This is a genomic window from Sulfitobacter sp. W002, from assembly GCF_025142135.1.
GTDB classification, from domain to species: Bacteria; Pseudomonadota; Alphaproteobacteria; order Rhodobacterales; family Rhodobacteraceae; genus Sulfitobacter; species Sulfitobacter profundi.
The window spans coordinates 549,695-564,416 of sequence record NZ_CP081126.1 but is presented as its reverse complement, the minus strand read 5'-3'; the positions used below and the strand labels follow the sequence as shown (position 1 = coordinate 564,416).

The 14,722-nt window shown below is 62.3% G+C and carries 14 protein-coding genes; 8 read left to right on the top strand and 6 right to left on the bottom strand.

Annotation, left to right across the window (positions count from 1 at the left end):
• Nucleotides 1-8 precede the first annotated feature (8 nt).
• A complete protein-coding gene (locus K3758_RS02840; protein WP_067626281.1) occupies nucleotides 9-887 on the bottom strand; it encodes an RNA polymerase factor sigma-32 in 879 nt (292 codons plus the stop codon).
• Between the two features lie 98 nt (nucleotides 888-985).
• Here K3758_RS02840 and cobU point away from each other — a divergent pair, with 98 nt between their 5' ends.
• The 4 genes from cobU to K3758_RS02820 all read left to right on the top strand — a co-directional run bounded on the left by cobU (nucleotide 986) and on the right by K3758_RS02820 (nucleotide 4,422).
• Nucleotides 986-1,507, top strand: coding sequence for a bifunctional adenosylcobinamide kinase/adenosylcobinamide-phosphate guanylyltransferase (gene cobU, locus K3758_RS02835; protein ID WP_259947453.1), 522 nt, complete (start codon nucleotides 986-988; stop codon nucleotides 1,505-1,507).
• Entirely contained in the window at nucleotides 1,504-2,085 is a 582-nt protein-coding gene (locus K3758_RS02830; RefSeq protein WP_259947452.1) for a histidine phosphatase family protein, read from the top strand. Before cobU ends, K3758_RS02830 begins: the two co-directional genes overlap by 4 nt.
• 57 nt (nucleotides 2,086-2,142) lie before the next feature.
• Nucleotides 2,143-2,835: a glutathione S-transferase gene (locus K3758_RS02825; RefSeq protein ID WP_259947450.1), complete on the top strand. Its 693-nt coding sequence runs from the start codon at nucleotides 2,143-2,145 to the stop codon at nucleotides 2,833-2,835.
• 69 nt (nucleotides 2,836-2,904) lie between these two features.
• Nucleotides 2,905-4,422, top strand: a complete 1,518-nt coding sequence (locus K3758_RS02820) for a YifB family Mg chelatase-like AAA ATPase (protein ID WP_259947448.1) — start codon at nucleotides 2,905-2,907, stop codon at nucleotides 4,420-4,422.
• Here K3758_RS02820 and K3758_RS02815 read toward each other — a convergent pair.
• The 4 genes from K3758_RS02815 to rsmI form a co-directional block, all read right to left on the bottom strand.
• Nucleotides 4,385-5,245, bottom strand: coding sequence for an alpha/beta hydrolase (locus K3758_RS02815; protein WP_259947446.1), 861 nt, complete (start codon nucleotides 5,243-5,245; stop codon nucleotides 4,385-4,387). The genes K3758_RS02820 and K3758_RS02815 overlap by 38 nt on opposite strands.
• A 53-nt stretch (nucleotides 5,246-5,298) precedes the next feature.
• Nucleotides 5,299-6,234: a glutathione synthase gene (gshB, locus tag K3758_RS02810; protein WP_259947444.1), complete on the bottom strand. Its 936-nt coding sequence runs from the start codon at nucleotides 6,232-6,234 to the stop codon at nucleotides 5,299-5,301.
• A 106-nt stretch (nucleotides 6,235-6,340) separates the two neighbouring features.
• Nucleotides 6,341-6,718 carry a YraN family protein gene (locus K3758_RS02805; RefSeq protein ID WP_162931891.1) on the bottom strand — a complete coding sequence of 126 codons (378 nt, stop codon included), beginning with the start codon at nucleotides 6,716-6,718 and terminating at the stop codon, nucleotides 6,341-6,343.
• A 46-nt stretch (nucleotides 6,719-6,764) separates the two neighbouring features.
• Nucleotides 6,765-7,622, bottom strand: coding sequence for a 16S rRNA (cytidine(1402)-2'-O)-methyltransferase (rsmI, locus tag K3758_RS02800; protein ID WP_259947442.1), 858 nt, complete (start codon nucleotides 7,620-7,622; stop codon nucleotides 6,765-6,767).
• Between the two features lie 87 nt (nucleotides 7,623-7,709).
• Here rsmI and K3758_RS02795 point away from each other — a divergent pair, with 87 nt between their 5' ends.
• From K3758_RS02795 to murJ, 4 genes are all read left to right on the top strand, one after another.
• Complete coding sequence (locus K3758_RS02795; protein WP_259947440.1) at nucleotides 7,710-8,891, top strand: penicillin-binding protein activator; 1,182 nt, start codon at nucleotides 7,710-7,712, stop codon at nucleotides 8,889-8,891.
• A 1-nt stretch (nucleotide 8,892) separates the two neighbouring features.
• Nucleotides 8,893-11,673: a [protein-PII] uridylyltransferase gene (locus K3758_RS02790; protein WP_259947438.1), complete on the top strand. Its 2,781-nt coding sequence runs from the start codon at nucleotides 8,893-8,895 to the stop codon at nucleotides 11,671-11,673.
• Between the two features lie 128 nt (nucleotides 11,674-11,801).
• Nucleotides 11,802-12,353, top strand: coding sequence for a CHAP domain-containing protein (locus K3758_RS02785; protein WP_259947436.1), 552 nt, complete (start codon nucleotides 11,802-11,804; stop codon nucleotides 12,351-12,353).
• Between the two features lie 111 nt (nucleotides 12,354-12,464).
• Nucleotides 12,465-14,006: a murein biosynthesis integral membrane protein MurJ gene (murJ, locus tag K3758_RS02780; protein ID WP_259947434.1), complete on the top strand. Its 1,542-nt coding sequence runs from the start codon at nucleotides 12,465-12,467 to the stop codon at nucleotides 14,004-14,006.
• Here murJ and K3758_RS02775 read toward each other — a convergent pair.
• Complete coding sequence (locus K3758_RS02775; protein WP_067937348.1) at nucleotides 14,003-14,689, bottom strand: rhomboid family intramembrane serine protease; 687 nt, start codon at nucleotides 14,687-14,689, stop codon at nucleotides 14,003-14,005. The genes murJ and K3758_RS02775 overlap by 4 nt on opposite strands.
• Nucleotides 14,690-14,722: the final 33 nt, after the last annotated feature.

Here is a 14,722-nt window from a genome sequence, read left to right as displayed (position 1 = left end):
GAAGGGGGTCAGGCGAGAAAGGCAAAAACCTCGCGTGATTGCAGTTCAAGCGACTTGCGCATTTTGCCAAAGGCCGCGGCCTCAAGCTGGCGCACGCGTTCTTTGCTGAGGCTCAGCTCATCCCCGAGGCTTTCCAAGGTGCGTGCAGGGTCGCGCAATTTGCGCTCGCGCACGATGAACTGCTCCCGTTCTGACAGCCCCTGCATCGCCGTCAGCAGCCAGTTGCGCAGTTGCGCGGTGTCATGGCTTTCTTCGACACGTTCCGCCGCCTGCGCGCTTTCGTCAGCCAGCGCTTCGATCCACTCGCGGCCCTCGTCCTCAGCCGATTGCGTGGCGTTCAGCGAATAGTCAGAGCCCGACAGACGCCCTTCCATCATCTCGACATCATGCAACGGCACGCCGATCTCGGTCGAGATCATCTGGCGCAGCTGGTGTTTGTCCAGCGTCTCACCCATTGCCGTGGCCTCACGCTCCAACCGGGCCTGCACGCGGCGCATGTTGAAAAACAGGGATTTCTGAGAGGAGGTCGAACCGGTCCGTACCATCGACCAGTTGCGCATCACATGATCTTGAATGCTCGCCTTGATCCACCAAACCGCATAGGTCGAGAACCGCACGCCGCGGTCGGGGTCGAATTTGTCGGCAGCTTTCATCAGGCCCAAACCGGCCTCTTGGATCAGATCGTTCATCGGCGCACCGTAGCGCTTGAACTTGCCCGCCATTGAGATTGCCAAACGCATGTAGGCGGTGATCAAACGATGCAAAGCGGCCTCATCCCGCTGATCGCGCCACGCATAGGCCAATTCCAACTCTGTCTCGGCGTCGAGCAATTCGGCCTTCATTGCGGTGCGGGTGAGTGAAAATTCGCGAGCGGTCTGCAATGACATTTGGTATCCCCCTTGAGAAATGCGTGGCGCACCTTGTGATGGGCCGTTGGTGGAGATACGCAGAGACATGCCATTTGGTTCAAATATTTGGTGAGAAGATGTTGCCTAGAACTACCTTTGCCCTAGGCGGGGCTGCCTCAGGCAAGTCGGAATGGGCAGAGGGCCTCGTAAATTCCTGCGGTTTGCCAAAGACTTACCTTGCCACCGGACGCATTTGGGATGACGAAGTTCAAGAACGCGTGAACAAACATCAATCAAGACGTGATGCAGGATGGCGCACCGTTGAATGCCCGCTTGATCTGGCCGAACCGCTGGCGAAATTGCCCGCAGGCGAAATCGTGCTGATCGACTGCGCGACCATGTGGCTTAGCAATCATTTGATGGAAAACAGCGATCTAATGTCCGCGCAGGCACAGCTTTTGACGGCTCTGCGAGCCTGTGCCGCGCATTGGGTCATCGTCTCGAACGAGGTCGGCCAAGGCATCGTGCCCGAAAACGCCATGGCGCGGCAATTCCGCGAGGCGCAGGGACGGCTCAACATCGCCTTGGCCGCCGAGGCGGACACCGTGGTGCAGGTCGTCGTTGGCCTGCCGCAACTGCTGAAAGGGGAAATGCCGTGACCATCTGGCACTGGGTGCGCCACGGCCCAACCCATGAGAAAAACTTTGTCGGCTGGCGCGATGTCCCGGCGGACCTTTCCGATGCCCCCCGTCTGGCACGTTTGAACCGGCACCTGCCTGACGACGCGCTGCTGGTGTCCTCGGACTTGATGCGCGCGGTGCATACGGCGGATGCGCTGGCCCAGCCCTCTCGTCGCCGCTTGCCCCATGAACACGGGCTGCGCGAACTGCATTTCGGCGCTTGGGATGGGCTGCATTTTTCCGAGGTTGCCGCGCGCGACCCCGACCTCAGCCGCGCCTATTGGGAGACGCCCGGCGATGTCGCGGCACCCGAAGGGGAAAGCTGGAACCAGACCAAGGCCCGCGTCGACCGGGTGGTGGCACGGATCAACGCGGCCCACCCCAACGCCCATGTGATCGCCGTGGCGCATTTCGGCGTGATCCTGACGCAGGTCCAACAGGCCCAAGGCGGCGGCCCGCTTGAGGCGATGGCCCATAAGATCGACAATCTCTCGGTCACGCATTTGGTACATGAAAGCGGCACTTGGCGGATCAACGGCATTAATCACACGCCCTAGCCTGCACCGCCGCACAAAGGGCTTTGCTTGGCGACCTGCTTCTGCCTAATTTCGCCTATGACATATGATCTTTATATCGGCGATCGCACCTTCTCCAGTTGGTCCCTCAGGGGATGGCTGATGCTTGAGAAATTCGGTCTGCCCTATCGCGCGCATCTGGTCGGCCTCTACAGTGGGACCATGGCCCAAGACCTTGCCCCCCTCGCCCCGGCGCGTTTGGTGCCTGCCCTGCGTCTGCCCGACGGCACTGTGGTGGGAGAGACGCTGGCCATGGCCGAAACGCTGGCCGAACGGCATCCCGATGCCGGGCTCTGGCCCGCCGATCCAGCCGCACGCGCCACGGCGCGCTGGCTATGTGCTGCGATGGCTTCCGGCTTCGGCGCGCTGCGCGGAGCCTGCCCGATGCAATTGCAACATGTGTGGGAAGGGTTCGACCCGGATGCCGACACCCGGCAAGACCTAGAGCGCATCGAAGACTTGTGGCGACATGCCCGCAGCCAATCGCGCAGCGCAGGGCCGTGGCTTTTCGGGGCCTACTCGCTCGCTGAAGTATTCTATGCCCCGGTTGCCGCGCGGATCGTCGGCTATGACCTGCCTGTCTCGGCTGATGCGCGGGCCTATTGCGACGCCACAATCCATGATCCGGCCTTCAAAACATGGCGCGCTGCCGGGTTGGAAACCGCGTATGAGCCGTTTCCCTATGAGCTTGGTTTGCCCAAACGGGACTGGCCCGTCGCTACGGCGGCCTAAGACCTGCATTAACCATTCCTAAACCCGTCTTGCCTATCGATTAACCATAGCAAGGCGGGAGAGTGGGCAATGGTATCGCGGGCCTATACGGTCGCATTTCAGGGAATTGAGGCGCGCATTGTCGAGGTGCAATGCGCGGTCACTGCGGGCCTGCCCGGTTTCTCTATCGTCGGACTGGCGGACAAGGCCGTGTCAGAAGCGCGCGACCGGGTGCGCACCGCGCTCAGCGCCATGGCCATCGCCTTGCCGTCAAAACGCATCACCGTGAACCTCTCTCCAGCAGACCTGCTCAAGGAGGGCAGTCACTTCGATCTGCCCATCGCACTGGCACTTCTGTCAGCGCTCGACATCCTGCCGGAGGACATCACCCAGAATGTGGTCGCCTTGGGAGAGCTTTCGCTCGACGGTACGCTGATGCCGGTCGTCGGCGCCCTCCCTGCGGCGATGGCTGCCGCCACCCACGACCGCAGCCTCCTATGCCCCGCAGGATCGGGAGCAGAGGCCGCTTGGGTCGGCAACACACAGGTCATCGCCGCGGCCAATCTAGGCGACGTTGTTCGCCACTATACAGGGCAAGTGCCGATCACGCCCGCAGAACCGGGGGAGGTGCCATTGACCGCAGCAGGCCGCGATCTGCGCGACGTCAAAGGTCAGGAACGCGCCAAACGCGCGCTGGAAATCGCCGCCGCCGGACGGCACCATTTGATGTTGGTCGGCACGCCGGGTTCGGGCAAATCCATGCTGGCCGCACGGCTGCCGGGCATCCTACCGCCGCTCACCGCGACCGAAGCGCTGGAGACGTCGATGATCCACTCCCTCGCCGGGCTTCTGGATGAGGGGGGCATTTCCCGCAGCCGCCCCTTTCGCGAGCCGCATCACACGGCCTCGATGGCTGCCATCATCGGCGGCGGACGCCAAGCGCGACCGGGTGAGGCATCCCTCGCGCATAATGGCGTGCTATTCATGGATGAATTTCCAGAGTTCAATCGCACGGTCCTGGAAACCCTGCGCCAGCCGATCGAGACTGGCGAGGTCATGATCGCGCGCGCCAACGCCCATGTGAAATACCCCTGCCGCTTCATGCTGGTGGCCGCAGCAAACCCGTGTAAATGCGGATATCTGCCCGATCCGGCCCGCGCCTGCGCCCGCGTTCCGGCCTGCGGCGAAGATTACCTAGGCCGCATTTCGGGCCCGCTGATGGACCGTTTCGACCTGCGTGTCGACGTGCCCCCCGTCAGCTACAGTGACCTCAACCTGCCCGCCAACGGCGACACCTCTGCCGAGGTTGCGGCAAGAGTCGCTGCCGCGCGGGCGCTCCAATCAACCCGCTACGCCCAGCATGACGGCATATCGGCCAATGCCGACGCGGCGGGGGAATTGCTCGAAACCATTGGCAGCCCGGATGCGGACGCGCGCGACCTGCTGCTGCGTGCGGCTGAACGGTTTTGCCTCTCCGCGCGTGGATATCATCGGGTCATGCGCGTGGCCCGCACCATCGCCGACCTCGAGGGCGCCGCCGAGGTGCGCCGCCCCCATATGGCCGAAGCGATCAGCTTTCGCCTGCCCGACCCGGCGGCAAGGCGTTGATCCACGCGGCGAGGGTCGCAAGGGTCTCCCGCGCCTCCGGCAGGTGGTTCTGGAACAGCGGCCAAACATGCGGCAGATCATGGACCTCTTGAAAGGTGACCGGCACCTGCGCGTCGCGCAAACGGGCCGCAAAGCGGCGGCTGTCGTCACGTAGGATTTCGCTGTCACTCACGGTAAGCCAGACCGGCGGCGCCCCTTTGAAATCCGCGAGGATCGGACTTGCCCGCGGGCTCTCTGCGCTCTGCCCCCTAAGATATAGCCGCGCCATCTCTGCCGCGCGGGCGGCGGGCAACAGCACGTCACTTTCGGCATTCTGCGTGAAGCTCGCACCGGAAAAGGTCATGTCCAACAAAGGGGAAAGCCCGAAGGCCCCCGCAGGCAGCGCCGCGCTTTCGCGGCAAAGCTCCGCCAAAAGGTCAAAGACCAAAGCACCGCCCGCGCTGTCGCCGCCAATCACGATGTCCCGCGCGGCGATGCCTGTCCGACACAGCGCGTCCCAAGCCGCGCGGATGTCTTCCGCAGGTTTGGGAAAGGCCGCCTCCGGCACCCGCGCATAGCGCGGCAGCACCGCCTGTGCGCCCGTCAGCAGCGCCAAACGCGCGACCATGGCACGGTGGGTTTCCGGGCTGCCGAAGACAAATCCACCGCCATGGATGTAGAGGATCACGCGACCATTCGAGGGGCCCTGTGGCATAAGCCAAAGCGCCGAACCCGCCCCCGGCAAGCCCCGCCATTCGGCAGAGACATCGCGCGGCCCTTTGAAAAAGAGCCGCGCCTGCATCTCCATCGTGGCCCGCAGCATTTGAGGGTTTGCGCGCGTCAACAAAGGCTTCTCTGTCAGACGCAGGCAGCGGTTCAAAAGTTGCTGGCGCAGGCTCACCCGCGGCGGGCCTCGATCGCCTCCCAGATTTTGCCGGCGATATTCTCGCCGTCGAACCGTTCCAGTTCCTGAATGCCGGTGGGAGAGGTCACGTTGATTTCGGTCAAATAGTCGCCGATGACATCGATACCGACGAAGATTTGCCCCTTTTCTTTCAGCAATGGGCCAATGGCGGCGCAAATCTCCAGATCGCGCTCGGTCAACCCGACCTTCTCCGGCCGCCCGCCGACATGCATATTCGACCGCGTCTCGCCCTCTGCCGGTACGCGGTTGATCGCGCCTACGGGCTCCCCGTCCACAAGGATGACGCGCTTGTCGCCTTTCGACACGGCGGGCAGGAATTTCTGAACGATCAGCGGCTCCCGAGAGAAACCGGTGAACAGCTCATGCAATGAGGTGAGGTTGCGGTCATTGGCATCCAGCCGGAACACCCCGGCGCCGCCATTGCCATAGAGCGGCTTCAAGATCACATCGCCGTGCTTCGCCTTGAAGGCTTTGATGGTCGATAGATCCCGCGCAATGGTGGTGGGCGGCGTCAGGTCGGGGAAATCGAGAACCAAAAGTTTCTCGGGATAGTTTCGCACCCAGAAGGGATCGTTGACCACCAAAGTGGTGCCTTTCAGCCGGTCCAGCAAATGGGTCGAGGTGATGTAATGCATGTCGAAAGGCGGGTCTTGGCGCAGCCAGACCACGTCGAAATCGGCCAGATCGACCTCTCGCTCCTCTCCGAACTGGGCATGATCGCCCTGCACGCGCTGCACGGTAAAATCATAGCCCCGCGCGGTGATCCGCCCCTCTTGGTACGCCAGATGATCGGGTGTGTAAAAGAACAGCTCATGCCCCCGCGCCTGCGCTTCTTCGGCCAGCCGAAAGCTGCTGTCGGCATTGATGTTCACGTCCCCGATCGGGTCCATTTGAAAGGCGATTTTCATCGGCGTCTCCCCGCTGCTAACCTTTATCGTGATCCGACCCGGACCGACGGTGCAGGCTTGTGGGATCGCTTCTTAGATGGCGCAGCAGGGGCCTATACGCAATGGGTCAGCCGTGGCCAAAAGCGTTTTCAATGATTTCCGTGGCTCCCTGCCCATCAACAAGCGCCACGTCAAAGCGCACTTCGGTCAGGCTGCCAGCAGGTTCACCGGCAAGGAATTCTTCGGCAGAGCGGTAAATGCGCTGCATCTGTCGGGCAGAGAGGCTTTCAGCGGCACGCGCGAAACTTCGGCTTTGCTTCACTTCGACAAAGATCAGGGCAGCCCCATCGCGCAGGATCAGGTCAATCTCTCCGGCGCGGCCACGCCAGCGGCGGCGCGCGATGGCAAAGCCGCGTCTTTCGTAGTCTTGCGCGATCCTATTTTCGGCTGCGATCCCGGCATGATAGGCCATGCGGCCCCGCTGGCGTTTGGCCGCAGTTCGCATCATTCCTGTGTCACCCTGCGCCATGTTCGTTACTCCGACCGTTGTCCTAACCTTTGCCAAGCGCCAATGCCGCCTGATAGACTTGCCGCCGTGGCAGGCCATGGGCCTGCGCCACCAAATCGACAGCGTCACGCATCGACATTTCTTTAAGCGCCCGTTGCAAATCTGTTTCTAGGTCAAGGTGATTAACAGACTCTGAACGGCTTCGATCAATAAGAACGACCACTTCGCCTTTTGGCGTTTGGGCCTGATAGGTCTCTGCAAGGTCTTCAAGCGTATCGCGTTGAATCTCTTCGAACTTCTTGGTCAACTCTCGGCACATGGCTGCTTTGCGCCCCGCGCCCAGCGCGGTTGCCGCATCGCGCAGCATGGCCCCAAGCCGTTTGGGTGATTCGTAAAATACCAAGGTTCCCGGCACGTCGCGCAGCTTTTCCAGCGCCGCGATCCGTGCGGATTTACTATTGGGCAGGAAGCCTGCGAAGAAAAACGCATCCGTCGGCAGGCCGCCCAGCGCCAGCGCGGTCAGCACCGCCGAGGGCCCCGGTGCGCAGGTCTGCATCACCCCCGCCTCGGCGGCGGCACGGCTAAGCTCGAAGCCCGGATCGGCGATCAGGGGCATGCCTGCCTCTGACGCGTAGGCGACAGATTTGCCCTCACGGACCGCCCCGATAAGCCGCTCTTGCACGGATGTGCCGCTGTGGTCGTGCAGGGCGATCACCTTGCGTCCATTGAGCGGCACCCCGTGGATTTCCATAAGCCTGCGCAGGCTGCGCGTGTCTTCGGCCGCCAGCAGATCCGCCGCGGCGAGCGTGTCCAGCGCGCGCAGCGTGATATCGCGTGCGGTGCCGATCGGGACGCCCACGAAATAAAGTCCCGGGGCTAGATCTGTCTTGAGGAATTTCAACGCTGGACCCGCCTTTCGCAGTGACTATGATCGCGGCCATGTTCCGGCGACCGTCGTCGTCTTGCCACCACCGGGGAGTGAATACAAATGATTGCCTGTTTCCGAGCCTTCCGCAAGAAGATGCACCTGCTCTTATTGCCTCTATTCGCGGTCCTGCTGGCGGCCTGTCAGCCCGTCGCCATCGGCGGCGCCAATTCCGGCGGCCCGCGCATTGACCCCTCTGCCCCCGTTCCTGTCGCGCTTTTGGTGCCGCGCGGCGGCTCTGCCAGCGATGAGTTGCTGGCCAAAAACCTTGAGAACGCCGCGCGCCTTGCGATGCGCGACCTTGGCGGCGTCGAGATTGACCTGCGCGTCTATGGCACCGCGGGCAACGCCAGCAAAGCCGCTGCTGCTGCCTCTCAGGCGGTGAATGAAGGGGCCAAGATCATCCTCGGGCCGGTTTACGGCGAGGCGGCCAATGCGGCCGGCGTGGCGGTGGCCTCTTCCGGGGTCAATGTGATCTCTTTCTCGAACAACCCGACCATCGCGGGCGGCAATGTCTTCGTGCTTGGGCCGACCTTTGCCAATACCGCCAACCGTTTGGTGAGCTTTGCCAAGCGCAATGGCAAAGACAAAATGGTCGTGCTGCATGGCCAGGACCTTGCCGGTCAACTGGGCCGCGATGCGATCGTTCAGGCGATCAGCGCCAATGGCGCGACGCTGGCGGGCACCGTGGATTACGCGCTGAGCCAAGAGTCGGTCGTGGCCGCCGTGCCGCGGGTCAAGGCAACGATCGAAGGCAGTGGCGCAAATGCGTTGTTCCTCACCACGTCTTCGGCCAGTGCCCTGCCGCTTTTCGCAGAGCTGCTGCCCGAAGCTGGGATCCAATCGGCGACCACACAATACGTCGGCCTGACCCGTTGGGACATCCCGCAGCAAACGCTGGCCCTGACCGGCGTGCAGGGCGGCTGGTTTGCCCTGCCCGACACAGCGGCAAGCGGTGCCTTCTCCAACCGCTACAAAGCGGCCTATGGCAGCGACCCCCATCCTTTGGCCGGGCTGGCCTTTGACGGGATCGCGGCGATCGGGTCTTTGGTAAAGGGCGGTAAGTCCAACGCGCTTACCGGTGCGGCCCTGACCCAAGGGGCGGGCTTCCAAGGGGCCAGCGGCATCTTCCGCCTGCGCCGCGATGGCACCAATGAACGCGCACTGTCCGTGGCCACGATCCGCAACAGCCGGGTTGTCGTGCTAGACCCAGCGCCGCGCGGCTTTGGCGGGGCTGGTTTCTGAATTGGACCTCGCGAAACCGACAACAACATCAGGCGCGCGTCGACACCCGCGCCTGATTTGCGCGCCCGAACAAATCTTTGACGATACAGCCGTCTGGCAGGCCCTTTCGCAACGCGACAGCACGCTGGAAGGTGCCGCGCTGCGCGCCGAGATCGTCCCCCTTATCCAAGAAGCCCAGCGGGCGGGCCGCAAGGCAATCGCCGCGGGTTTTGCGGAATCGCCCTTTGATGCGCGGGCGATGACCTCTTCCTACACCTATCTCACCGACCAACTGCTGCGCTGCGTCTTGCAGATTGCCACGCAGGTTCTGCACCCCAATCCGAACCCGACCGAGGGTGAACGGCTCGCCATGATCGGCGTGGGTGGCTATGGCCGGGGAGAGATGGCGCCCTTTTCCGATGTCGATCTGCTTTTCCTCATCCCCTACAAGGCCACCGCTTGGTCGGAGAGCGTGATTGAATCGATGCTCTACATCCTGTGGGATTTGAAGCTGAAGGTAGGTCACGCCACCCGCACCATCGAAGATTGCCTGCGGCTTGGGGCCGATGACTACACCATTCAGACCGCTCTGCTGGAAAACCGGTTCATCGATGGCGACCTCACACTTGCCCAAGAGCTTTCCGAACGGCTTAAGAACGACCTCTTTTCGGGCGCCGGGAAGGATTTCATCGAAGCCAAGCTGGAGGAGCGCGACAACCGCCACCTGAAACAGGGTGAGCGCTATATGGTCGAGCCCAACGTCAAGGAAGGCAAAGGCGGGCTGCGCGATCTGCACTCACTCTTTTGGATTGCCAAGTTCATCCATGACGTGGATCGGGTCGCCGATCTGGTCGATCTCGGTGTCTTTCGCGCCGATGAATACGACACCTTCCGCGAGGCCGAGGCCTTTCTCTGGGCCGTGCGCGGGCATCTTCACCTGATTGCAGGTCGCGCGACGGAACAGTTGACCTTTGACATGCAGGTGCAGGTTGCCCAAGCGATGGGCTATCAGGATATCGGGGGCCGGCGGGGCGTCGAGATCTTCATGCAGGCCTATTTCCGCCACGCAACGGCGGTGGGGGATCTGACCCGTATCTTTGTCAGCGGGCTTGAAGCGTCGCATATGAAGGCCGAGCCGCTGCTGGAGCGCATCTTTCGCCGCCGCCCGAAAATGCGCGAAGGGTTTCAGGTGGTCCACAACCGCATCGCGGTGAAGGACGACCAAGAGTTTCTACAAGACAAGCTGAACCTGTTGCGCATCTTCGAAGAGGCCCTGCGCACCGGCATGCTGATCCATCCTGACGCGATGCGGCTGATCAAAGCCAACCTCGCGCTGATCGACGATGACATGCGCCGCACAGCCGAGGCGCGGCGCATCTTTCTTGATCTGCTGTTGAAACACGGCAATCCTGAACGCTCCCTGCGGCGGATGAACGAATTAGGCGTCTTGGGCGCCTTCATCCCCGAGTTCGAGCCGATCGTCGCGATGATGCAGTTCAACATGTACCACTCCTACACGGTGGACGAACACACCATCCAGTGCATTGCCAACCTCGCCCGGATCGAAAAAGGCGAGTTGGAAGAAGAACTGCCCGTTGCCTCTTCGATCCTAAAGCGCGGGGTCAATCGCAAGGTGCTTTATGTGGCACTGCTGCTGCATGACATCGGCAAAGGGCGGCCCGAGGACCATTCGATCATCGGCGCGAAACTCGCGCGGCGCATCGGCCCACGGCTGGGGCTGAAACGCGATGAGGTCGATACCGTCGAATGGCTGGTGCGCTATCACCTGCTGATGTCCGACATGGCCCAGAAACGCGATATCGCCGATCCGCGTACGGTGCGTGATTTTGCCAAGGCGGTGCAGACGGTCAAACGGCTCGACCTGCTCTGTGTGCTCACGGTCTGCGACATTCGCGGCGTGGGGCCGAACACCTGGAATAATTGGAAAGCGGTGCTGATCCGGGCCCTCTATCGCCAGACCGAACGGGCGCTGGAAACCGGGCTCGAAGACCTCAACCGCGAGAACCGTGGCGCTGAGGCCAAAAAGGCCCTGCGCGCCGCGCTCTCCGATTGGCCGCGCAAGCTCTTGCAACGCGAGACGGCCCGCCACTACCCGCCCTATTGGCAGGGTCTGCATGTCACCGCTCACGTCGCCTTTGCAGAACTGCTGCGCGACATCGGCAATGACGACATCCGCATCGATTTACACCCAGACGAAGATCGCGGCGCCACCCGCGCCAGCTTTGTCATGGCCGATCATCCGGGCATCTTTGCCCGGCTTGCGGGGGCGCTTGCACTGGTCGGAGCCAATGTCGTCGACGCGCGCAGCTATACCACCAAAGACGGTTTCGTGACCGATGCCTTCTGGATTCAGGACAGCGAAGGCAACGCCTATGAAGCTTCGCGTCTGCCGCGCCTGCGCGACACAATCGAAAAGACCCTGCGCGGTGAGATCGTCGCCCGCGATGCGCTGAAATCGCGCGATAAGGTCAAGAAACGCGAACGCGCTTTCAAGGTGCCGACCCATATCACTTTCGACAACGAAGGCTCGGAAATCTATACGATCATCGAGGTCGACACCCGCGACCGGCCCGGCCTTCTTTATGATCTGACCCGCACCTTGGCCGGCTCAAACGTCTATATTGCCAACGCCGTGATCGCGACCTTCGGCGAGCAGGTGGTCGATACCTTCTACGTCAAAGACATGTTCGGCCTGAAATATTACACCGAGGCCAAGCAGCGCACCTTGGAAAAGCGCCTGCGCGAAGCGATTGCTGCAGGGGTTGAGCGAGCCGAGGGCTAGGGTTCCTTCGGCACGCTTTGATCGGCAAAATCCCGCCACCCGGCATTTCCGCGCTTTGCTTTTGACATCGGATCCTCAAAATCCCTTTCAACCCGGCAGAAGCGCGGGATTCCATGAATGAGGGACATATGAGCGTCACACGCGCAGCACTGCCGAACCGGGGCCTGATGGCCCTTTGCGCCACACTTCTTTTGACGGCAGCCTGCGCCAAAGCGCCTGACATCCCGCAGTCCTATGATTTCTCTGGGATAGATCCGCAGCGCCATTTCATGGCCGTGCAGACAGCCCAAGACATGCGCGCCAAGGGCCAGCGCGTTTGGTGCGTGCCCTTTGCCCGCAATGTCAGCGGCATTCAAATTCGCGGCAACGCAGAAACATGGTGGGGCAAAGCCAAAGGGCTTTATCCGCGCGGCAATGAGCCTGTGGTCGGTGCCGTTATGGCCTTCAGCGCGACCGGGTCCATGCCCATGGGGCATATCGCTGTGGTTTCCGATGTTGTCTCACCGCGCGAAATTCGGGTGGATCACGCCAATTGGAAACGCAATCAAGTCTCGCTCAAGATGGCGGTGATCGATGTATCCAAGGCCAACGACTGGTCTGCCGTGCAGGTCGAAAGCCAGCCCGGCGCCTTTGGCAGCACCTATCCGATCAATGGGTTCATCTACCCCACCGGGGGATAAGCGCCACCTTGCCAAAGCCAAGGTGCTAGCCTTCCGGCACCGCTCACCGCGATTGCACCGGGTAAGCGCCCGCGCTAGGGATCACCTCAGCGCAATTTAAGGCACCTTTTGATGAAACCTATCCGTCTTATGTCCGGCTTTTTCACTGTCGGTGTCTGGACCTTGCTCAGCCGTGTGCTCGGCTTCCTGCGTGAAGTGCTGCTTTTGTCGCTCATCGGCCCCGGTCCGGTGATGGACGCCTTCGTCGCCGCCTTCCGCCTGCCCAATATGTTCCGCCGCTTCTTTGCCGAGGGCGCGTTCAACGCCGCCTTCGTGCCGATGTTCGCCAAGAAGCTAGAAGGCGAGGAAGGCGCTGGCAAATTCGCCCGCGATGCCTTCAACGGATTGGCGCTGGTGGTGCTCGCGCTGACCGCCTTGGGCATGATCTTTATGCCCGGGTTGGTCTGGCTGACCGCCGAAGGCTTTGTCGGCGACCCCCGGTTCGACATGACGGTCGCCTTTGGCCGCATCGCCTTTCCCTATATCCTGTGCATGTCACTCTCGGCGTTGTTTTCCGGCATCCTGAACGCCACCGGACGCTTTGCCGTGGCCGCCGCCGCGCCGGTGCTGCTGAACATCTTCGTCATCGCCGCCATGACCTTCGCCGCCCTCACCGGGGGCGAGGTGGCGCTGTGGCTGATCTGGTCAATCCCGGTGGCTGGTGTGGCGCAGCTTGCCCTGACATGGCGCGCCGCGGCCCAAGCGGGCTTCCCCCTACGCCCCTCGCGGCCCCGCTGGACCCCTGACATGCGCGCGATGATCGTCATCGCCCTGCCCGCCGCGCTGGCCTCGGGCGTGATGCAGATCAACCTTGTGGTGGGACAGTTGGTCGCCAGCCAATATGACAAGGCCGTCTCATGGCTTTTCGCCGCCGACCGCCTCTATCAACTGCCCTTAGGCGTGGTGGGTATCGCCGTGGGCATCGTGCTACTGCCCGACCTCTCGCGCCGCCTGCGCGCCGGGGACAACGACGGCGCTCAAACCGCGCTAAGCCGCGCCGCCGAAATTTCGCTGGCGCTGACGATCCCGTCGGCGGTGGCGCTGATGGTTGTGCCCTTCGCACTGGTCACCGTACTGTTCGAACGCGGTGCCTCGGGCGTCGACGACACCGCGGCGATTGCAACGGCGGTGATGATCTATGGCCTCGGCCTGCCGTCCTTCGTGCTGCAAAAGATCCTGCAACCGGTCTATTTCGCCCGCGAAGACACCCGCCGCCCCTTCCATTTCGCCGTGGTCGCCATGGTGGTGAACGCAGCCCTCGCGGTGGGCCTTGCGCCCTTTATCGGCTGGATCGCCCCGGCGGTCGCCACGACGCTGGCAGGCTGGACGATGTTTGCTTGTCTGGCCATTGGCGCGCGGCGTTTCGGCGCCGCGGCCAAGTTCGACGCACGGTTCCACAAGCGCATCTGGCGCATCCTCCTCGCCTCTGCCGCGATGGGCGCGGCCCTATGGCTGGGCAACGCGGCACTGCAACCGATGCTGGGCCTGCCGTGGTGGCGTGGGCTGGCGCTGGTGCTGCTCATCGTCATCGGCGCGGTAAGCTACTTCAGCATCGGCCAATTGATCGGCGCCTTCCGATTGTCCGAGTTCAAATCCGCAATGCGGCGCGGTTAACGCTGTTGCAACCGCGCTCTCAGTCGCGCCCATTCACCGGGCGCGACCAAAAAGCTCAGGCCAAAACCACAAAAGAACCCAGCCAACTCGGCGACCCACAAAAAGCCGGTCTCAAAAAAGATGCCCCAGAAAAGCTGTAGCCCCATCAGCAGAGCGATCAGCGTGAACGCCTGATACTGCGGCCCGCCTGAGCCAAGCAGCCGCCGCCACATCACGAAACTATAGCCGCCAATCAGCCCATAGACATTTGGATAGGCCCCGGCGAGCCACACCGGATCGTTCAACAGCGCCCCATAAACCAGCGCCCCGCCGATCCCCGACAGCACAAAGATCACCAGAAAGGCCATCTGCCCCATCGCCTCGGCCACCAACTTGCCCAGCGCCAACAGCAGCACAACGGCAAAGATCGCATGGGTAAAGCCCAGATGGATGAACGGATAGGTCACCACCCGCCAGATATGCTCAATCGGGTACTGGCCCGCCCCGATCATCGCGTCAAAGATCAGCCCCGAAAAGCCAAAGTCGCGCACCAGCGCCAGCCGCCAGCCTACGGCAGCAGGGCCACCGACCAGCCCAGCCTCTGCCAAGGACAACACCACCTCAACGCCAGTAATGGCCAAAAACAACACGACAACCGCAGGCGGCAGCGGGTTCACGGGGGGCTGGAAATCAGGGTCTTGCATGGGCGCTCCTTGACGGGGTTCGCGGCCAGAAGT

Coding starts and splice junctions, on each gene's coding strand:
- K3758_RS02840 (WP_067626281.1), bottom strand. CDS start 887: ATGTCATTGCAGACCGCTCGCGAATTTTCACTCACCCGCACCGCAATG.
- cobU (WP_259947453.1), top strand. CDS start 986: ATGTTGCCTAGAACTACCTTTGCCCTAGGCGGGGCTGCCTCAGGCAAG.
- K3758_RS02825 (WP_259947450.1), top strand. CDS start 2,143: ATGACATATGATCTTTATATCGGCGATCGCACCTTCTCCAGTTGGTCC.
- K3758_RS02820 (WP_259947448.1), top strand. CDS start 2,905: ATGGTATCGCGGGCCTATACGGTCGCATTTCAGGGAATTGAGGCGCGC.
- gshB (WP_259947444.1), bottom strand. CDS start 6,234: ATGAAAATCGCCTTTCAAATGGACCCGATCGGGGACGTGAACATCAAT.
- K3758_RS02805 (WP_162931891.1), bottom strand. CDS start 6,718: ATGCGAACTGCGGCCAAACGCCAGCGGGGCCGCATGGCCTATCATGCC.
- K3758_RS02795 (WP_259947440.1), top strand. CDS start 7,710: ATGATTGCCTGTTTCCGAGCCTTCCGCAAGAAGATGCACCTGCTCTTA.
- K3758_RS02785 (WP_259947436.1), top strand. CDS start 11,802: ATGAGCGTCACACGCGCAGCACTGCCGAACCGGGGCCTGATGGCCCTT.
- murJ (WP_259947434.1), top strand. CDS start 12,465: ATGAAACCTATCCGTCTTATGTCCGGCTTTTTCACTGTCGGTGTCTGG.
- K3758_RS02775 (WP_067937348.1), bottom strand. CDS start 14,689: ATGCAAGACCCTGATTTCCAGCCCCCCGTGAACCCGCTGCCGCCTGCG.